The sequence below is a fragment of the Bradyrhizobium sp. AZCC 2262 genome (genome assembly GCF_036924535.1).
In the GTDB taxonomy this organism is placed as follows: domain Bacteria; phylum Pseudomonadota; class Alphaproteobacteria; order Rhizobiales; family Xanthobacteraceae; genus Bradyrhizobium.
On record NZ_JAZHRT010000001.1, the window covers coordinates 5,784,945 to 5,799,698 of the forward strand.

Annotated in this window: 12 protein-coding genes; all 12 read right to left on the reverse strand. The window is 58.6% G+C overall.

Annotated features, from left to right (window positions below):
* Positions 1–451: 451 nt before the first annotated feature.
* The 12 genes from V1283_RS27195 to V1283_RS27250 all read right to left on the reverse strand — a co-directional run bounded on the left by V1283_RS27195 (position 452) and on the right by V1283_RS27250 (position 14,656).
* Positions 452–1,231 (reverse strand): hypothetical protein, encoded by a 780-nt coding sequence (locus V1283_RS27195; RefSeq protein ID WP_334389644.1) that lies wholly within the window; start codon positions 1,229–1,231, stop codon positions 452–454.
* Positions 1,134–1,478 carry a zinc ribbon domain-containing protein gene (locus V1283_RS27200; RefSeq protein ID WP_334393189.1) on the reverse strand — a complete coding sequence of 115 codons (345 nt, stop codon included), beginning with the start codon at positions 1,476–1,478 and terminating at the stop codon, positions 1,134–1,136. The genes V1283_RS27195 and V1283_RS27200 overlap by 98 nt, the downstream gene beginning before the upstream one ends.
* On the reverse strand, positions 1,364–2,215 hold the full coding sequence (locus tag V1283_RS27205; RefSeq protein WP_334389646.1) for a recombinase family protein: 852 nt from the start codon (positions 2,213–2,215) through the stop codon (positions 1,364–1,366). The genes V1283_RS27200 and V1283_RS27205 overlap by 115 nt, the downstream gene beginning before the upstream one ends.
* A 997-nt stretch (positions 2,216–3,212) precedes the next feature.
* Complete coding sequence (locus V1283_RS27210) at positions 3,213–4,670, reverse strand: amidase family protein (RefSeq protein WP_334389647.1); 1,458 nt, start codon at positions 4,668–4,670, stop codon at positions 3,213–3,215.
* A complete protein-coding gene (locus tag V1283_RS27215; protein ID WP_334389648.1) occupies positions 4,670–6,052 on the reverse strand; it encodes a glutamine synthetase family protein in 1,383 nt (460 codons plus the stop codon). Before V1283_RS27215 ends, V1283_RS27210 begins: the two co-directional genes overlap by 1 nt.
* 24 nt (positions 6,053–6,076) lie before the next feature.
* Positions 6,077–6,820 carry a type 1 glutamine amidotransferase gene (locus tag V1283_RS27220; RefSeq protein ID WP_334389649.1) on the reverse strand — a complete coding sequence of 248 codons (744 nt, stop codon included), beginning with the start codon at positions 6,818–6,820 and terminating at the stop codon, positions 6,077–6,079.
* 72 nt (positions 6,821–6,892) lie between these two features.
* Entirely contained in the window at positions 6,893–8,944 is a 2,052-nt protein-coding gene (locus V1283_RS27225) for a molybdopterin-containing oxidoreductase family protein (protein WP_334389650.1), read from the reverse strand.
* 22 nt (positions 8,945–8,966) lie between these two features.
* A complete protein-coding gene (locus tag V1283_RS27230) occupies positions 8,967–10,082 on the reverse strand; it encodes an ABC transporter ATP-binding protein (protein ID WP_334389651.1) in 1,116 nt (371 codons plus the stop codon).
* 11 nt (positions 10,083–10,093) lie between these two features.
* The gene (locus tag V1283_RS27235; RefSeq protein WP_334389652.1) at positions 10,094–11,191 is read right to left on the reverse strand and encodes an ABC transporter ATP-binding protein; all 1,098 of its coding nucleotides are present in this window, start codon (positions 11,189–11,191) and stop codon (positions 10,094–10,096) included.
* Positions 11,188–12,048, reverse strand: coding sequence for a carbohydrate ABC transporter permease (locus V1283_RS27240; protein ID WP_334389653.1), 861 nt, complete (start codon positions 12,046–12,048; stop codon positions 11,188–11,190). Before V1283_RS27240 ends, V1283_RS27235 begins: the two co-directional genes overlap by 4 nt.
* A complete protein-coding gene (locus V1283_RS27245) occupies positions 12,045–13,022 on the reverse strand; it encodes a carbohydrate ABC transporter permease (protein ID WP_334389654.1) in 978 nt (325 codons plus the stop codon). Before V1283_RS27245 ends, V1283_RS27240 begins: the two co-directional genes overlap by 4 nt.
* 65 nt (positions 13,023–13,087) lie before the next feature.
* Entirely contained in the window at positions 13,088–14,656 is a 1,569-nt protein-coding gene (locus V1283_RS27250) for an extracellular solute-binding protein (protein WP_334389655.1), read from the reverse strand.
* Between the last annotated feature and the right edge of the window lie 98 nt (positions 14,657–14,754).

Genomic DNA, 14,754 nt, shown 5'->3' on the forward strand with positions numbered 1-14,754 from the left:
CATCTCAGCCTGTCCCCCGCGAAACAGCGGAGTTATACTCATTCCGCTGAATGAGTATAACTCTGCCGAGCTGCCCCCCCCCCCGAAATCGGGAAGATTCTACGGCGTCGGCCTTATGAAGGCGCCTGCTCCGGATTCTGACGTCACAGTCCTGCCGTCAAAGATCGGCCTCCCGCGCAGGAAGGTTGCACGGGTCTGAAAGGCGGCTCGATTCTCTCGTACGGGCTCCATCCCACGAAATTGTGCCCGCTGGACGCGGGTTCGTGTGCCATCACCACGAGATCGGCGTCGCGGCCTGGCTCAATCGCGCGCTTGCGACGGCCGGGCGAACAACAGAGCTGGGTCAGCTGCGAGCAACCGCCCGGCCCACCTGAAGTCCAGTCCGTGCTCGAGAGATCCTTGAGCAGCAGCGCGTAAAGAACTTCGATCCCTGGATCGGCAGATGCGTTCTTCAGCATGTCGGAGTCGTTTTTCGGTTTCCGACCAACTCACATAATCGGTCGAGACGACAGTGACATGGCTGGCGGCTAGGTAGCGCCACAACGCTTCCATCTCGCGTCGCGGCGATAGGTTCAAATCGGGGACCCGCAAGCCCGTTTGTTATAACTTCTGGCCTGGGAGACGTCCGACGGCCGGTAGCAAGATCGAGGATAGCCATCAACTCGCCGCGTAGGATGGCGTGGCTCTCGCCCCGCTTCTCACCGGGGGTTATCACGACCTCGCCAACCAGCGAGCGGATGTCCTCGCGGGCCTCCCCGTTGGACTCAGGCTCAGCCAGCGTTTCCGCGAGACGGATCACCTTGGCACGATAGTGCTCAGCGATGTTCGGCTGTATGTCCGGCAGATCGGCCGGAACCTCTGCAAGACGTGCCTCGGTCTCGGCTTTCTGCTGCGCCAGGTCTCCCATCCTTGCCTTCATGGCCGGCTGGTACATACCATCTTCGATTGCGTCCATGATCCCTTTGATGCTCCTCTCAATCTTCTCAAGGGCGCGGCGGCTCGTTTCTGCTTGCGCTCGCCGTTCATGGTTCTGGCGATTGGTCTCTTCCGCATAGGCACGCACCGCGACTGCTACCGCCTCGGGAGATACCAACTTGTCGGTAAGGCCCGCCAACACGCGCCGCTCGATGTCGTCACGACGAATGGTGCGGCCATTGTCGCAGGTCCCTTTGCGGAAACGACCAAGACAGCCGTAGCGGTCGTTGACGACGATGCCATATTTTGCCGCCACAGCATCCGCAGGTGAGCAAGCCTGACAGAAGGAAAGCAGGGCGGCGCAGGCGGTTCAGCCGTTCCGCGCGAGCGGCGCGAACGCCCTTCGTCGTCGCCTCGAACTGCTTTGCAAGCTCGGCCTGGCGCAGTTTCACCCGCTGCCACAACTCGTCATCGACAATGCGTAACTCCAGCACTTCGGTCCTGATCCATTGCGCCTCGGGGTTCGGACGCGACACACGCTTGCCCGTGTTTGGGTCCTTGATGAAGCGCTGCCGGTTCCAGACCAGCACCCCGGCATAAAGCTCGTTGTTGACAATGCCGTTACCGCGGCAGGCGTGGCCTCGGATCGTCGTGTCGCCCAGGTGTGGCCGAACGGACCCGGAATGCAGTCCCGGTTGAGATCGGTCGCGATGGCGCGCGGCGATTTCCCCGCCGCGAATTCCCGGAAGATGCGGCGGACGACAACGGCCTCGGCCTCATTAATCTTGCGTTCGCCCCGCACCAGCTCGCCCTCACTGTCGGTGCGCTTCACCACCTCGTAGCCGTAGCAGAGCCCGCCGCCCGCCTTGCCCTTCTCCACCCGTCCGCGCAAACCACGATGGGTCTTGGCTGCGAGGTCTTTCAGGAACAGAGCGTCCATCGTGCCTTTGAGACCGACATGAGGTTCGGAAATTTCGCCCTCTGCCAGGGTGATAATCTGCACGCCTGCAAAGCGCAGATGCTTAAACAGCGTCGCCACATCGGCCTGGTCGCGCGAAACGCGATCCAGCGCCTCGGCGAGCACGATGTCGAACTTGCCGCGCCGGGCGTCCTGCAACAGCGATTGGACACCCGGCCGAAGAATGACGCTGGCGCCAGAGATTGCGGCGTCATGATAGGTATCGACGACCTGCCAACGCTCCCTGCCCGCGTGCTCACGGCAGATGCGGAACTGGTCCTCGATCGACGCCACGCTCTGATTGTCGGTCGAATAGCGGGCGTAAAGCGCAACCTTGGGCATGATGTTCTCTCCGGATCAGGCCTTCACATCGATTCGATAATTTCCGTCGCCGTCAAGATGCATGTGTTCGCCAGCGTCCGCCCCACGCTCCGTCTCTGCCCGTCTTGCTCAGGGGTCACCGTCACGTGCAAACGAGCCGAGTAGGTGAAATTGTTGCTGAAGAAGCTGTCCCTATCGTGGCCGCGGTTCGTTGTCATTGGCGGCGGCTGGCGACTTAGCCTGCTCACGAGCAAGCTGTCGGCCGATAGCTTCTGCAATACGCAGGATGCGCGGGTCGAGCGGTTCGCTCGTGCGCGGTCCGTTGTCATTGGCCGGACGTGACCCTTTCCTTTCCTCTTTCACCGCTATTCCGACGCTCCTCGTCAGGTCCATCGAACGAAAAACGATGAGGAAGCGAAGAGCGGAAGGCTGAAAGTCGGGCCATCGTAGCGGAACGCAAAAATACTTGCTGCTGGCGGTTTCTGCTCGTTGGATGCCTATATCCCAGACGTTTCGAGCGGATAGACGCTCACAAGAACGGCGAAGCCCTTTCCCGAATTCCCTTTCTGGATGAGGAAGCGTTCCGTTCCCCAATGAGCCTTACTTGCTTGGCAAGCCCTTGCCGGGCCGGCGACAGCCGGTCAAGGCCGCCAGCCGCGGAAGCGGGGGCGCGGAACGCGCCCGCCGCCATTTGCTGGTGGTGGGCACGCAAGGTGTCGTTGAGCCCTGCCCTCCGAAGGCAAAGGTCACACGTTCGAATCGTGTCGGATGCGCCATCTTTTTCTTAATTTACACCCCCGTATACGCGTTCCGATAAAAACCCCGGCGCCGGCTCATTCGAGCAAGTAAGCACCAGGGGACTGCAGTTCGGTGACTAACTTACAACGTTGGTCCCGGCCAACGCGCACCCGCTCCTCCGAAGCAAAATCCTTGATCTCGCCTTCGATGGCGAATGGAGCGCCGACGAATGTGACCATTCGGCCGCGATCAGCGCCGACCACGAAGTGCGGCTAGTCTTCTACCTACTGTGTGGATGAACGATGGCGAGCATTCTCCGTCGCTCGACCGCCGCTGCTGCGCGCAAAACATTTTCCTCCTTTCCCCATCTTCCGATAATCTGGACCCCCACCGGTAGCCCGCTCGTCGTAAATCCGATAGGGACGGAAGCAGCGGGCTGGCCCGTCATATTCCAAGGGAACGTGTACGGACACCATCGCCAATCATCATCCTCGAAACCTTCCGGGACATTGCGTTCGGCGGACCACGCGGCGGTAGGAAGGACGGGACAAATTAGTAGGTCAAAACGGTTGAAAAACTCCCGCGACGCGGCGGTGATCTTCAATCTTTGTTCCATCGCGAGTTGATAGCTGCCGATGCTCACCCGTCGGCCGGCCTCGGCCGCACGCAGGATTCCGGCATCAAGTAGTGATCGCCTGTCCTGCGCGAAACCATCGACCGTCGCGGAGCAAACGGTGTCCCAAAAGACCTGAAACGGCCGGGCCGGATCGACCGGCCAACCAGGATCTTCCGCACAGGTCCGGGCTCCGGCGCGGGCGAGTAGCGGTATCGCGCCCGCAACGAGCTCGTCGACCTCCCTGTCGGCCAGCGGAGCGTCGCAGCCCATGCGCGGTGAGAACGCCACGGTGAGGTCGCTGAGATCGGGGTCGCCGAGGTCGTCCGGCACGACGAACGGAATGGGCCACGCAAACGGATCGCGCGGTTCTGGACGGCTCATTACGGCCAACATGACCGCGGCGTCTGCCACCGAACGCGACATAGGACCCACGACCGAATGAGGCATGTCGATATCCGGCGGGAACGCCGGCACCCGACCGAAGCCCGGCTTCAGTCCAAAGACGTTGGTCAATGCGGCCGGGATCCGAATTGATCCCGCCCCGTCGCTGCCAACGGCGATGGGGCCGAAACCCATAGCAAGCGCCGCCGAGGCGCCGCCGGAAGAGCCTCCCGGGGTCTTTGTCGGATCGTAGGGATTCAAGGTAACGCCGTGCACGGCGCTGCGCGTCACGACCTTACAGCCGGAATCGGGGGTGGCCGTTTTGCCGAGAAAAACGACACCGGCCTCGCGCAACCGCGCCACGCATGGGGTATCTTCGGCGCAGGCCGACGACCCATCAAATGCAAGCGAGCCGCGACGTCGCGGCCATCCCGCAATCGACGACAGATCCTTGATCGTAACGGGAACGCCGTCGAGTGGAGAAAGCACTTTGCCGGTGAGGTAGCGCCGTTCTGAGGCCCGAGCCATCCCGAGCGTCTTTTCCCGATCGACATGCACGATCGCATTGACGTGTCGATCGAGCCGTTCAATGCGATCCAGCAAGGTGCGGGCCGCCTCGACCGGTGATAACTTGCCGTGCAGGAAAGCCTTCGAAAGGGCAAGCGCATTAAGAGATGCGATACCGTCATCCTCTTGTATCGCCGGAATAACTTGGACAACCGTTTCTGTCATCCTCTGCATCAATACAGCTCGAAATACTCGTTTATTTCCGCCGCGGGGATTTCGTCCCTTAATCGCGCCATTTCCTGTCTTTTCATCGACAGGTAGACTTTTACAAATTCCTCACCAAGCATCTCGCGAAGCGCCGTATCGGACTCGAATGCGTCCAGCGCATCGTGCATTTCGGTCGGCAATTTGGCGTAGCGGTCGTCGTCTTCTTTCGGCCCGCTTCCCGCTGGGATCAACAGACGTTCCTGTTCCATGCCGAGGAGACCCGCCGCAATGGTCGTCGCAGCGACCAGATAGGGATTCGACAACGCAGAGGGAACGCGCACCTCCATGTGAGTCGATTGATCTCGGCTGGCCTTGACCCGCACGCTGGCGGATCGGTCCTGGACACCCCAGGAAACGTTGGAGGGCGCATATGTCTTCGGGCGAATCCGCCGGTAACAATTGGGCGTCGGGTTCCAGACCGCCATCGCTGCGGGCATGTGATCGAGGACGCCTTGAATAAAACGCTTGAACGTCTCCGACATTCCGTTCTCGTCATCAGGATCGAGGAATGCGTTCGACCCCGCCTTGTCGATCAGCGAGATGTGGAAATGCGAACAGCTTCCGGACAATCCCTTATATGGCTTGGTCATGAACGTCGCGAGCAAGCCGTGCTTGGCCAGATATTCCTTCACCGTGCCCTTGAAGACGAAAGCACAATCCGATGCCGCTACGCCATCGAGCGCGTCATAGTTGATCTCCACCTGGCCGGGCCCATGTTCGACGTTGTAGGTGATGATATCGATGCCTTGGCTCTGCAACACGCGGATCAGATCATCGATCGCCGGCACTTGATGGGTGCGGGCCGTGACGAAAATCGGCTGGCCACCGAATACCGGTTCGCGGGTCTTCGCATCGACTACATAGAATTCGTATTCATGGCCTATCTTGACGGTGTAGCCGAGCGCGGCCGCGAGCGAGAGCATCTTCTTGAGCAGAAGCCGCGGTGAGGCCATTTGCGGCCGCCCGTCGTACCACATCGTGTCGCAGATCACGCGGCCCGTCTTCTCGAGCCAAGGTACCGGGGACAGCGTGTCCTGGTCGACGACCATCACGCAATCCTGGTAGTTCATTTCCTCGTTGTAACCTGAATTCCGTACCGGGATCGAATAGCTGTCGAGCGCGACGGTGCCTCCATAGAGGTTCAGGCCGGACTTCATATATCCCGCGATATGACCGATCGGGATGGTCTTGCCTCTGCTGAGACCGGCCATATCTGGTAGTTCAAACCGGACGAAATCGAATCCGGCGGCCTTGACCTTTTCCACGAATGCGCTGGCTGCTTCCGGAGTCGATAGCGCAAGCGTCGGCATTGCGTGATCGTGATGTCCTTCTTCGACGACTTTCAGCATAGGTAAGCTCCGTATCTGTCTTTCTTAGACGCTATTGCGCGCGGGCTCGATCGCGGCCTGGATCATCTTCAGAAGATTTAGGTTGAGGTGCTCTGCCGAACGCCGGAATTCCGGCAGACGTCCGGCGACGGCCTCACCTAATTTCCCGGCCTTCTCCTTGCCGAGCGCCTCGACGAGACTCGCCTTGTAGGCGGGGATGCGCTTCCACTCGTCGACGGTGGTCGGGATGATTTCGCAATGATATTGAAAGCCGTAGGCATGGGCGCCCCAGCGCATGGCCTGTACCGCGCAGGCTTCATTGAAAGCGAGAACCTCCGCGCCTTCCGGGAGCATCGACACCTCGGCTCCATGCCATTGGAACGTTTCCAAGCGAGGGCCGAACCCGGCAAGGATCGAATCGCGCCGACCGGCTTCCGTTAGTTCTACTTCAGCGATCCCGACTTCGGGTCGGGACATCGTGGTGACCTTGCCCCCGAGCGCTTCTGCCAGCAACTGATGCCCGAGGCATATGCCGAGATACGGCCGCTTCAATTCGGTCACCCAATGGCGGATCGCGGCTTTTTCCAACACCAGCCAGGGATGGATGTCTTCCTGCCAGACGTCCATAGGCCCTCCCATCGCGACCAGAAGGTCGTAGGACGACATGTCGGGAATTCGATCACCCTCATCCAGTTCGATCTGGTCCATGCTGTGGCCGCCCTCGGACCATAGGTCCCGGAATATACCGGGGTGTTCGACAGCTACGTGTTGAAATACCAGTATTCGCATCAGATCCTTCGACTGTCATGTTTGCGGTAACGGCAAAACGGACCGGAACCCGCGAAACCATTAGGTGCTTTTTCACTCGGCTGCTTTCATCATTTCCACGGTCTTTAGCTCCACCTCGGTACCATGAACCGTCGTGCTCTCAGCAATATCGCTCTTCCGTCCCCGCACCAGCAGATTGATATTGGCGTCGCCTATCGACGCGTTCGGCCAACGACCCTTGTGAACAATGCCGACGCCGGGCTGAGTAATCTCCGAGATTACAACCGTGAGCGTCAGTTCCCCGCCCTCGTTGGCCAGGATGATGCCGTCTCCGTCTGCAACCTTTCGATCCCTGGCGTCGTCCGGATGCAGCGTGATCTTCGGTTCACCAAGCCGCCGTTGTATGTTTTTGTCGTTTCCATAGCTTGAATTCATGAGCCAAAGCGATGCGGGCGAGAGTATGCGCAGCCTGCCCCCGGCTGGACGTTCATCGGCGCGCGGTATTGGAAAGCGCGGCAGCCCCATTTCAACGGCGCGATCGCTCGAAATTTCGATCCGGCCAGAAGGCGTCGAAAATTGAAGATCCGAAAACTGGATTCGTGGCTCGGGGAAGAGCGTCACGGTCCCGACCTCCGCCAGATCCTTGAAAGAGCCGGCGAACGAAGTCTGTCCGAGAAGACGCTCGATCAAATCGGCATCGCTTTCGAACAATCTGCCGTCCTCGTATCCGATGGCCGCTGCGAGACGCCTGAATATTTCCTGATTGGGGAGAGCTTGGCCAGGCGGTTTGCAAACCTTGACCTGGGCCGACAATGTCAGGTCGAAATACGGAACGACCAAATCATCGAACTCCAGAAAACTGGCAGCCGGCAGGATATAGTCGGCGTAAGCCGTGGTATCGGTATGAAACAGATCGATCGCGACGTGAAAAAGATCATCACGCTTCAGCGCATTCCGGAGCCGACCTTGCTCAGGCGATGACGCCGCGGGATTGTTGTTCCAGTTGCAGAATATCTTGAAGCCGGACCGGTCCTCGAGCTTTGCAGCAAGGTCCATATGACTTATCGACGGAATGCCGTTCTGCGCCAGTCCGGGCTCGGTCAGACAAGCCATATCGATCCCGCGCATTCCAGGACCGTTCATGTAGAGCAACCCGGCACCGGCTTTGCCAAGATTGCCGGACATCGCCACAAGGGCTGACAGAACGCGAAATACGTTGCCGCCGTGCGGCTGCCGTTGAACTCCCTGCCCTAGCCATAGGAGTGACGGGCCGCGTCCATAAGCAATTGCGGCTTCCTCAATCAGATCCGCAGGCACGCCGCACAGCTCGGATGCCTTGGCAGGTGTCATGGCATCGATATCGGCGCTGAGGTCGGAAGCTCCTTGCACGTGGCGGGAAACAAACTCCAGGTCGATCAGATCATTGACCCGGAGCACATGCAGGAAGGCGAAGGCCAACGCCGCGTCGGTTCCAGGGAAGAGTTTTAGATGCAGATCGGCGGCACCTGCCGTACCATGTGCGATCGGATCGACCGCAATGATCTTCACCCCTGCATCCTGCGCCGGTTTCAGCCATCCTTTGTCTTGATGAGGTGCAGAATGCGATGGATTCGCGCCCCAAACCAGGATTGTCCGTGCATCCTTGATCGTCCGAGGATCGAATCCCTCAAGCGAGTTTCCAAATACGAGTTCAAGCGCGACATGCCCCGCTTTGTTGCAAACAGTATCGGGGTCCACTTCGGTCGCACCCAGCCTGTTGAACAAGCGAATTGGATACCAACCTCCGATCAGCCCGACCGTACCGGTGTAATGGGTATGTAGGATCCTGTGTCCTTCGCCGGCGTCCGCCAAAGCCCGGAACCTAACCGCGATATCGTCGAGCGCTTCGCCCCAAGACACTGGCGTAAATTTGCCATCGCCTTTCCATCCGGTTCGCTTGAGCGGACGGCTGAGCCGCAGCGTATCATCGCGCCAGGCTCCATTATAGGCGATCGCGCACTTGCCGCACAAAACTCCCTGGGCGATGGCATGCTCGGAATCTCCAACAACCCTGCTGATCTTTCCATCGACTACCGTCGCAGAAATTCCGCAGGCATCGTAGCAATCGCGCGGACAGGTCGTTTTAATCGTCAGTGATTTCGCCATAACTCTCCCGATCGATTTTTCTTTAGGCTATCCGGATGCCGGAAACCGTGTCGAAGGCCAGCAGGTTTGCATCGATCACGTTGATCCCGACGGCATCCCCGACGACGTGCCCCCGAGCAGAATCTGCATCGATTACCAGCCGCATTTCCGCCTCTTCATTTTTGACCGTCAGCATCGATTTCAGACCGAGGGGCTCGACGTCGAACACCCTGGCCTGGATCGGCGCTGCTTCCAGTGGCGACAGATTCAACTGCTCTGGACGAATACCGATCTCGAATGGACCGCCACCCGTCGGAAGCGACTTTTGCAGCCTTGCCAACCCGGCGATTGAGGCACCGGCGAACCGGATCGTCCCTTGGCTTGCGGGCTCGTAGACCGCCTCGAGCAGGTTGATTTCCGGAGTTCCAACAAATCGTGCGACCTCACGGTCTACCGGATCGTCGTAAAGCGACTGGGCGGTCGCCACCTGAACAATGCAGCCGCCCCGCAGCATGATCACGGAATCGGCCACCGCCAATGCTTCAGAAAAATCCGGCGTGGCGAGCAGGAATGTTGCTCCCAGATCGCGCTGAAGCCGCTTGAGTTCAGCACGCAATTCAGTTCGCAACATTGCGTCGAGACTGGATAAAGGCTCGTCCAGTAGAAACAGGCCCGGCTTTCGTATCAACGCCCGCCCGAGCGCGACGCGCTGCCGTTCGCCGCCGCTCATTGTCTTCGGCAAACGATTAAGGACATGCGCTATCCGCAGCGTGCTTGAGATCTGTGCGACGCGGTTTTCAATATCCGACTTTTCAACACCTCGAATCGACAGCGGGCTTGCGATATTCGCAAATCCGGTCTTGTCAGGATAAAGTGCGAGGTTATCGAAGATCATTGCGATATCGCGGTCCTTCGGCTCAAGCGCCGTCACATCGCAGCCACGCATCACTACGCGGCCGGAGTCCGGCCGATCAAGACCCGCTATCAAGCGAAGCGTAGTGGTCTTTCCGGCTCCAGCCGACCCGAGCAATACTGTCAACGATCCCTCGGGAACCGTAAAACCAATATCGTTCAGGGCCGCGTTCTTACCGAAGGCCTTGGAAAGCCCGCAGACTTCGAGTGCAGCCGGAAATATGGAGTCGATGCGTAAAGGCTTCAAATCTAACTCCATCAGGACGCCAGCCGACGACCGGTTTCGCCGCTAAAGAATACGAATGATGAGGGATCAGCGACGAGACCGACATTCGAGCCTTCCTGCGGCCGGCCGGACGCGAGTACGACGGCCTTGAGTGAAATGGTGCCGGCTTCAACGGTCACAACGGCTTCTGGTCCTCGCGGCTCCACGATCGTGACCTTGCCGAAGATCATGGATTCGTTGGCGAGTGCCAGTTTTAAGGATTCCGGCCTGACACCAAGAATGATCGGCTGACCGGCACGGCCGGAGCTGACCATTTCACTTGGCGGAAGCTGGATGAAGAGACTTTCGCGTCTGAACCCGGTGATCGCGCCGTCCCAGGCGATTTCACCGCGAAGCAGGTTCATCGGCGGAGACCCCATGAAGCCCGCGACGAAGACGTGATCCGGCTTCTCGCATATGACCGATGTGCGCTCGATCTGCTGCAGCTTTCCGGCATTCATGACGGCAATGCGATCAGCGAGGGACAAGGCTTCGACCTGATCGTGAGTGACATAGATGACTGTCAACCCTATTTCGGACTGCAATCGCCTCAGCTCCCGTCGCATCGCGAGACGCGCCGACGCCTCCAGGTTCGACAACGGTTCATCGAGCAAAAGAATGGCCGGCTTCGTCACCAGCGTGCGCCCGATCGCCACTCTCTGCAGCTCCGATCCGCCAAGCTCCGCGGCTGGCAGTTTCAGGCTCTTCTGCATCCCCAGTAATTCGGCGACGTCGTGGACCGCTCGTGTGATCTCCGCCTTTGGGCGACCGCGAATGACCAATCCGAACGCGAGATTTTCGAACACGGTCATATGGGTGAAAACCGCGTAATCCTGAAAGACCAGACCAACATTGCGCTTGCCGGCGGGGACAGCGACGACCGAGCGACCATCGATCCGGATATCACCAGAGGTCGGATCTTCCAGGCCGACAATCATATTGAGCGTCGTCGATTTTCCGCAACCGGACGGTCCAAGCAGGGCCACGGTTTCGCCGGTCTCTATGGCGAAGTCGATGCCGTCCACGGCCACAAAGGAGCCGTTGCCGAACACTTTACGCAGGTTGATGATTTCAAGCTTCGGAACGCTCATCGCTTCACCGCCCCAAATGTCATTCCGCGCGCGAGATGGGACTGAATGAACAGACCGGCGAGGATCAGCGGAAGCATCGCAAGAACGGCGAGCGCAGCCTGAACACCGTAGAGGGTGCCCGCCGTTGCGGTAACATACCGAGCAAGCTGGACCGGGATGGTGGTCACGTTGGAGTAGGACAGAACCAGCGCGAACATGAACTCCGACCAGTTCAGAATGAAGATAAACAAGGTTGTGGCCAGCAGACCACCCCGGATCAAGGGAATGGTGACGACAAGATTTGCCATCAACCGGGAACGGCCGTCGATCATGGCGGCTTCCTCGATTTCCCGCGGCAGGTCGTCGACGAAGCTTTTCAGCATCCAGGTCGAAAACGGCAACGTGCCCGCGACATAGATCGCGATAAGCCCGCGGAATGTGTCGATCAGCCCCACGTTCGAGTAGATAATGACGAACGGCACCGCAATTGCCGCCGGCGGAAACATCCGGCCTGAGAGAATAATGAGGGGCGTCGCCTTTCCGCCGTTCGCGTATCGGGATATACCGATCGCGGCGAAGAGGCCTATTGCCACCGACAGAACGGTTCCGACAATCGAGGCCAAAAGCGAACCATAGACCGACGTTGTGGCGGCCTGGCTGACACCGCCCACGCCGTAGGCACGGATTGCATCGGGATCGAATAGCGTCCTGAAGTTGACCAGTGTCGGATGCGACGGAAACCAGATTGCCGGCGAGGCGTTCCAGTCGGTCGGCGGCTTGATCGCTGTTATGACAATCCAAAACACCGGAAAGAGACTAACGATCAATGCGCCAAATAGCACGAATGCCAGCGGCCATGTGAGCTTGCGTCCAATCATCGCCGCGCCTCGAGCAACTGGTTACGGATGGGCGAAAGCAGCAAATGGATCAGGACAAGCGTACCTAGCAGAACCAGAAAGGCCGCCGCCGCACCATAGGCAAGCTGAAAATCGGAAAAGGCGAGCTTGTAGATGTAGAGGCTGATGGTTTCGGTCGAGGTGCCCGGGCCTCCTCGCGTCAGCATGAACACTTCGTCGAACAATTTGATGATTTCCATCGCGCGAATGACAAAGGCGACGATGATCACCGGTTTGAGCATTGGCAGTACGATCCGCCAAAACACCTGACGCGGGGTGGCGCCCAGGATCACCGCCGCGCGCACGGGGTTTTCCGGTACGGCATTAAGTCCAGATAGCAGGATCAGGAAGAACAGTGGCGTCCAGTGCCAAACCTCCGTGATAATGACTGCTGAAATAGCCAGTGGCGCGCTTCTGAACCATTGCAAGCCCGCCGCCTCCCCAAACACGAGCATCAAGACCTGGTTGATCGGGCCGTTCGATTGGAACAACATCCAGAAGGTGTACCCGACGACAACTGGAAGTATCATCATGGGCGTCAGAAATGCCGAAAACAAGATTGCCTTGCCCCGAAACTCGCGAAGAAACAGCACGGCCAAAGCGAGGCCGAACACGAATTCCAGCGCCAAGCATACTGCGGAGATCAGCAATGTCCGCACCACCGCTTCGACGAACCGCGTGTCATAGACGAGCAGTTCCTTATAATTCTCCAACCCCACCAGCGCGGCCTGTACGAGGGAGCCGCGCGTCGGCGTCCAGTCGGTGAAACTGATGTAAAACGCGACTAGAAGCGGTATCACCAGCACCAACAGGGAGACGATCTGGCCCGGCAGCATCAATAGCTGTCCGAGACGGTTACCGGGCAGCTTACCCCGCACGATTCCAGCTTTCGGAACGTCGTCCGTAGCTAGATCTGGGATCTGCGAAACCGCCCGCAATTCGTTCGTTTCACTCATCGCGTCAGGTCCGAAACCAGCCTTCACCGGCGCGGCTTGCGCCGGTGAACTTCGTTTGTGCGAGATTAGCTCCACTGACTCGCGCCGCTGGCCTTCCTGATCGGTTCTGCAAGATTCTTGGCCAACGCCAGCCAGGACTTCTTTATCTTGTCCTTGCCAATGCGTCGGGTGATGCGCTCGAATGCACGCGATGCATCGTCAAGCGCCTCTTTCGGTTTCTTCTGCCCGGTCATGCAGGAATGCACCTCTTTATCCAGCGCATCCTGGTATTCAAATCCGCCCGGCAGACAGAAATCCGGAACGGTGTTGACCATGTTGTCGTACAACGTCTGGAGATATTCGGGAGAATAGGTGTCCTTCAATCGCTGCGTGGGAGCCAGCATATGGTTCTTGCGGTAGGGATCCGAGTAGCCGCCAAGGTAGGGGATCGCGTCGGACGAAATGGTCGGTGATGTCATCCATTGCGCGTAGGCGTAGGCGAGTTCGGGATTGGCCGAATATTTTGACACCGCATAGCCGTAGCCCCAGCAGAACAAACCGGCGTAGAGCAGACTACCGTCCTTCAACTTGTCCGCTGGCATAACCGTGGCGGCGATCTTTCCGGTCGTGGCCGGCCCGGTCGACGGCGCCTTGGAGTATTTGAAACCGGACGGCCAGACGATGTTCATGAACCCTTCACCGCGGCCGAATGCATTGTAATTCGACGACCAGATGAAGCTGAAGGCGTCAGGATGCAGATATTGGTTGACGGCCAGCATGTCTTCGAGCGCCGCGAGACCTTCGTCCGAGTTGAACGTCGGATTCATGTCCTGGTCGAAATACAGCCTACCCTTGGAGATGAGGCGCTGCATGAACATCCATTTCACGTAGTACCGTGAGCGATACTCGAGGCTGCCATAGAATTTATTGGCAGGATCGTGCATGAATTGCGCGAGATTGTAATATTCCTTCCAGGTCTTCGGAACGCCGATCGGATAGCCAAATTTGTCTGCGAAAGCCTTCATTTTCGCAGGAATCTTGAGGTGATCGTCCCGACAGAGCAAAGTGATCTGGTCACCGTCGTTCAGAAGGCCCGCGACGCGACCGTTATAAAGCTGCGCGTGATGACTGGCAGGGAATACGACACCCCATTCCTTATCGAAGATTTCGGGATTGTACTTCTCGACCCATTCAGTGAGATCAAAGATGACGCCAGAGTCGATCCAGTCCGGATAGGACATCGCGGTAGGCATCATCACGTCGTAGCGGCCTGTCTTGGCCACAGCTTCCTGCATCCCTTTGGTGTGAACTACTTCATCGGGTTCTTCGATGAACTCGAGCGTAATACCGAGTTCGTTCGTCCACTTTTCAACATAGGGAGTCATGTTTCCGATCGAACCGGTCGGGATCAACAAGGTCAGGGACTTCTTGGTCGCCTTGGCGGCGGCCTCCTTGGCGAGCGCCCACGCTCTTTCTTCCGGACCGCCGATCGCCGCGAATGCCTTCGACGCGCCGAGCGGCGATTGCACGATCGCGTTGACGACGAACGTCGATACGCCAAGCAAGGTCAGCGAACGCAAAAAGCTGCGGCGATCGATTTCACCGCTCTCGTATTCTCCGATGGCTCTCCTGATCTCGCAAATATTCGGGTCCATATCTTCCTCTGGCGACAGCCTTTGACGGGGTTTGCACAACTTCGTGGCAACCTGCTCAAGTCATCACACATCCCGGTGAATGCGCGCGCTCCACTATT

Excerpts from the sequence above, each read along its gene's own strand:
- V1283_RS27205 (WP_334389646.1), bottom strand. The coding sequence starts at position 2,215 with ATGCCCAAGGTTGCGCTTTACGCCCGCTATTCGACCGACAATCAGAGC.
- V1283_RS27210 (WP_334389647.1), bottom strand. The coding sequence starts at position 4,670 with ATGCAGAGGATGACAGAAACGGTTGTCCAAGTTATTCCGGCGATACAA.
- V1283_RS27215 (WP_334389648.1), bottom strand. The coding sequence starts at position 6,052 with ATGCTGAAAGTCGTCGAAGAAGGACATCACGATCACGCAATGCCGACG.
- V1283_RS27220 (WP_334389649.1), bottom strand. The coding sequence starts at position 6,820 with ATGCGAATACTGGTATTTCAACACGTAGCTGTCGAACACCCCGGTATA.
- V1283_RS27225 (WP_334389650.1), bottom strand. The coding sequence starts at position 8,944 with ATGGCGAAATCACTGACGATTAAAACGACCTGTCCGCGCGATTGCTAC.
- V1283_RS27235 (WP_334389652.1), bottom strand. The coding sequence starts at position 11,191 with ATGAGCGTTCCGAAGCTTGAAATCATCAACCTGCGTAAAGTGTTCGGC.
- V1283_RS27240 (WP_334389653.1), bottom strand. The coding sequence starts at position 12,048 with ATGATTGGACGCAAGCTCACATGGCCGCTGGCATTCGTGCTATTTGGC.
- V1283_RS27245 (WP_334389654.1), bottom strand. The coding sequence starts at position 13,022 with ATGAGTGAAACGAACGAATTGCGGGCGGTTTCGCAGATCCCAGATCTA.
- V1283_RS27250 (WP_334389655.1), bottom strand. The coding sequence starts at position 14,656 with ATGGACCCGAATATTTGCGAGATCAGGAGAGCCATCGGAGAATACGAG.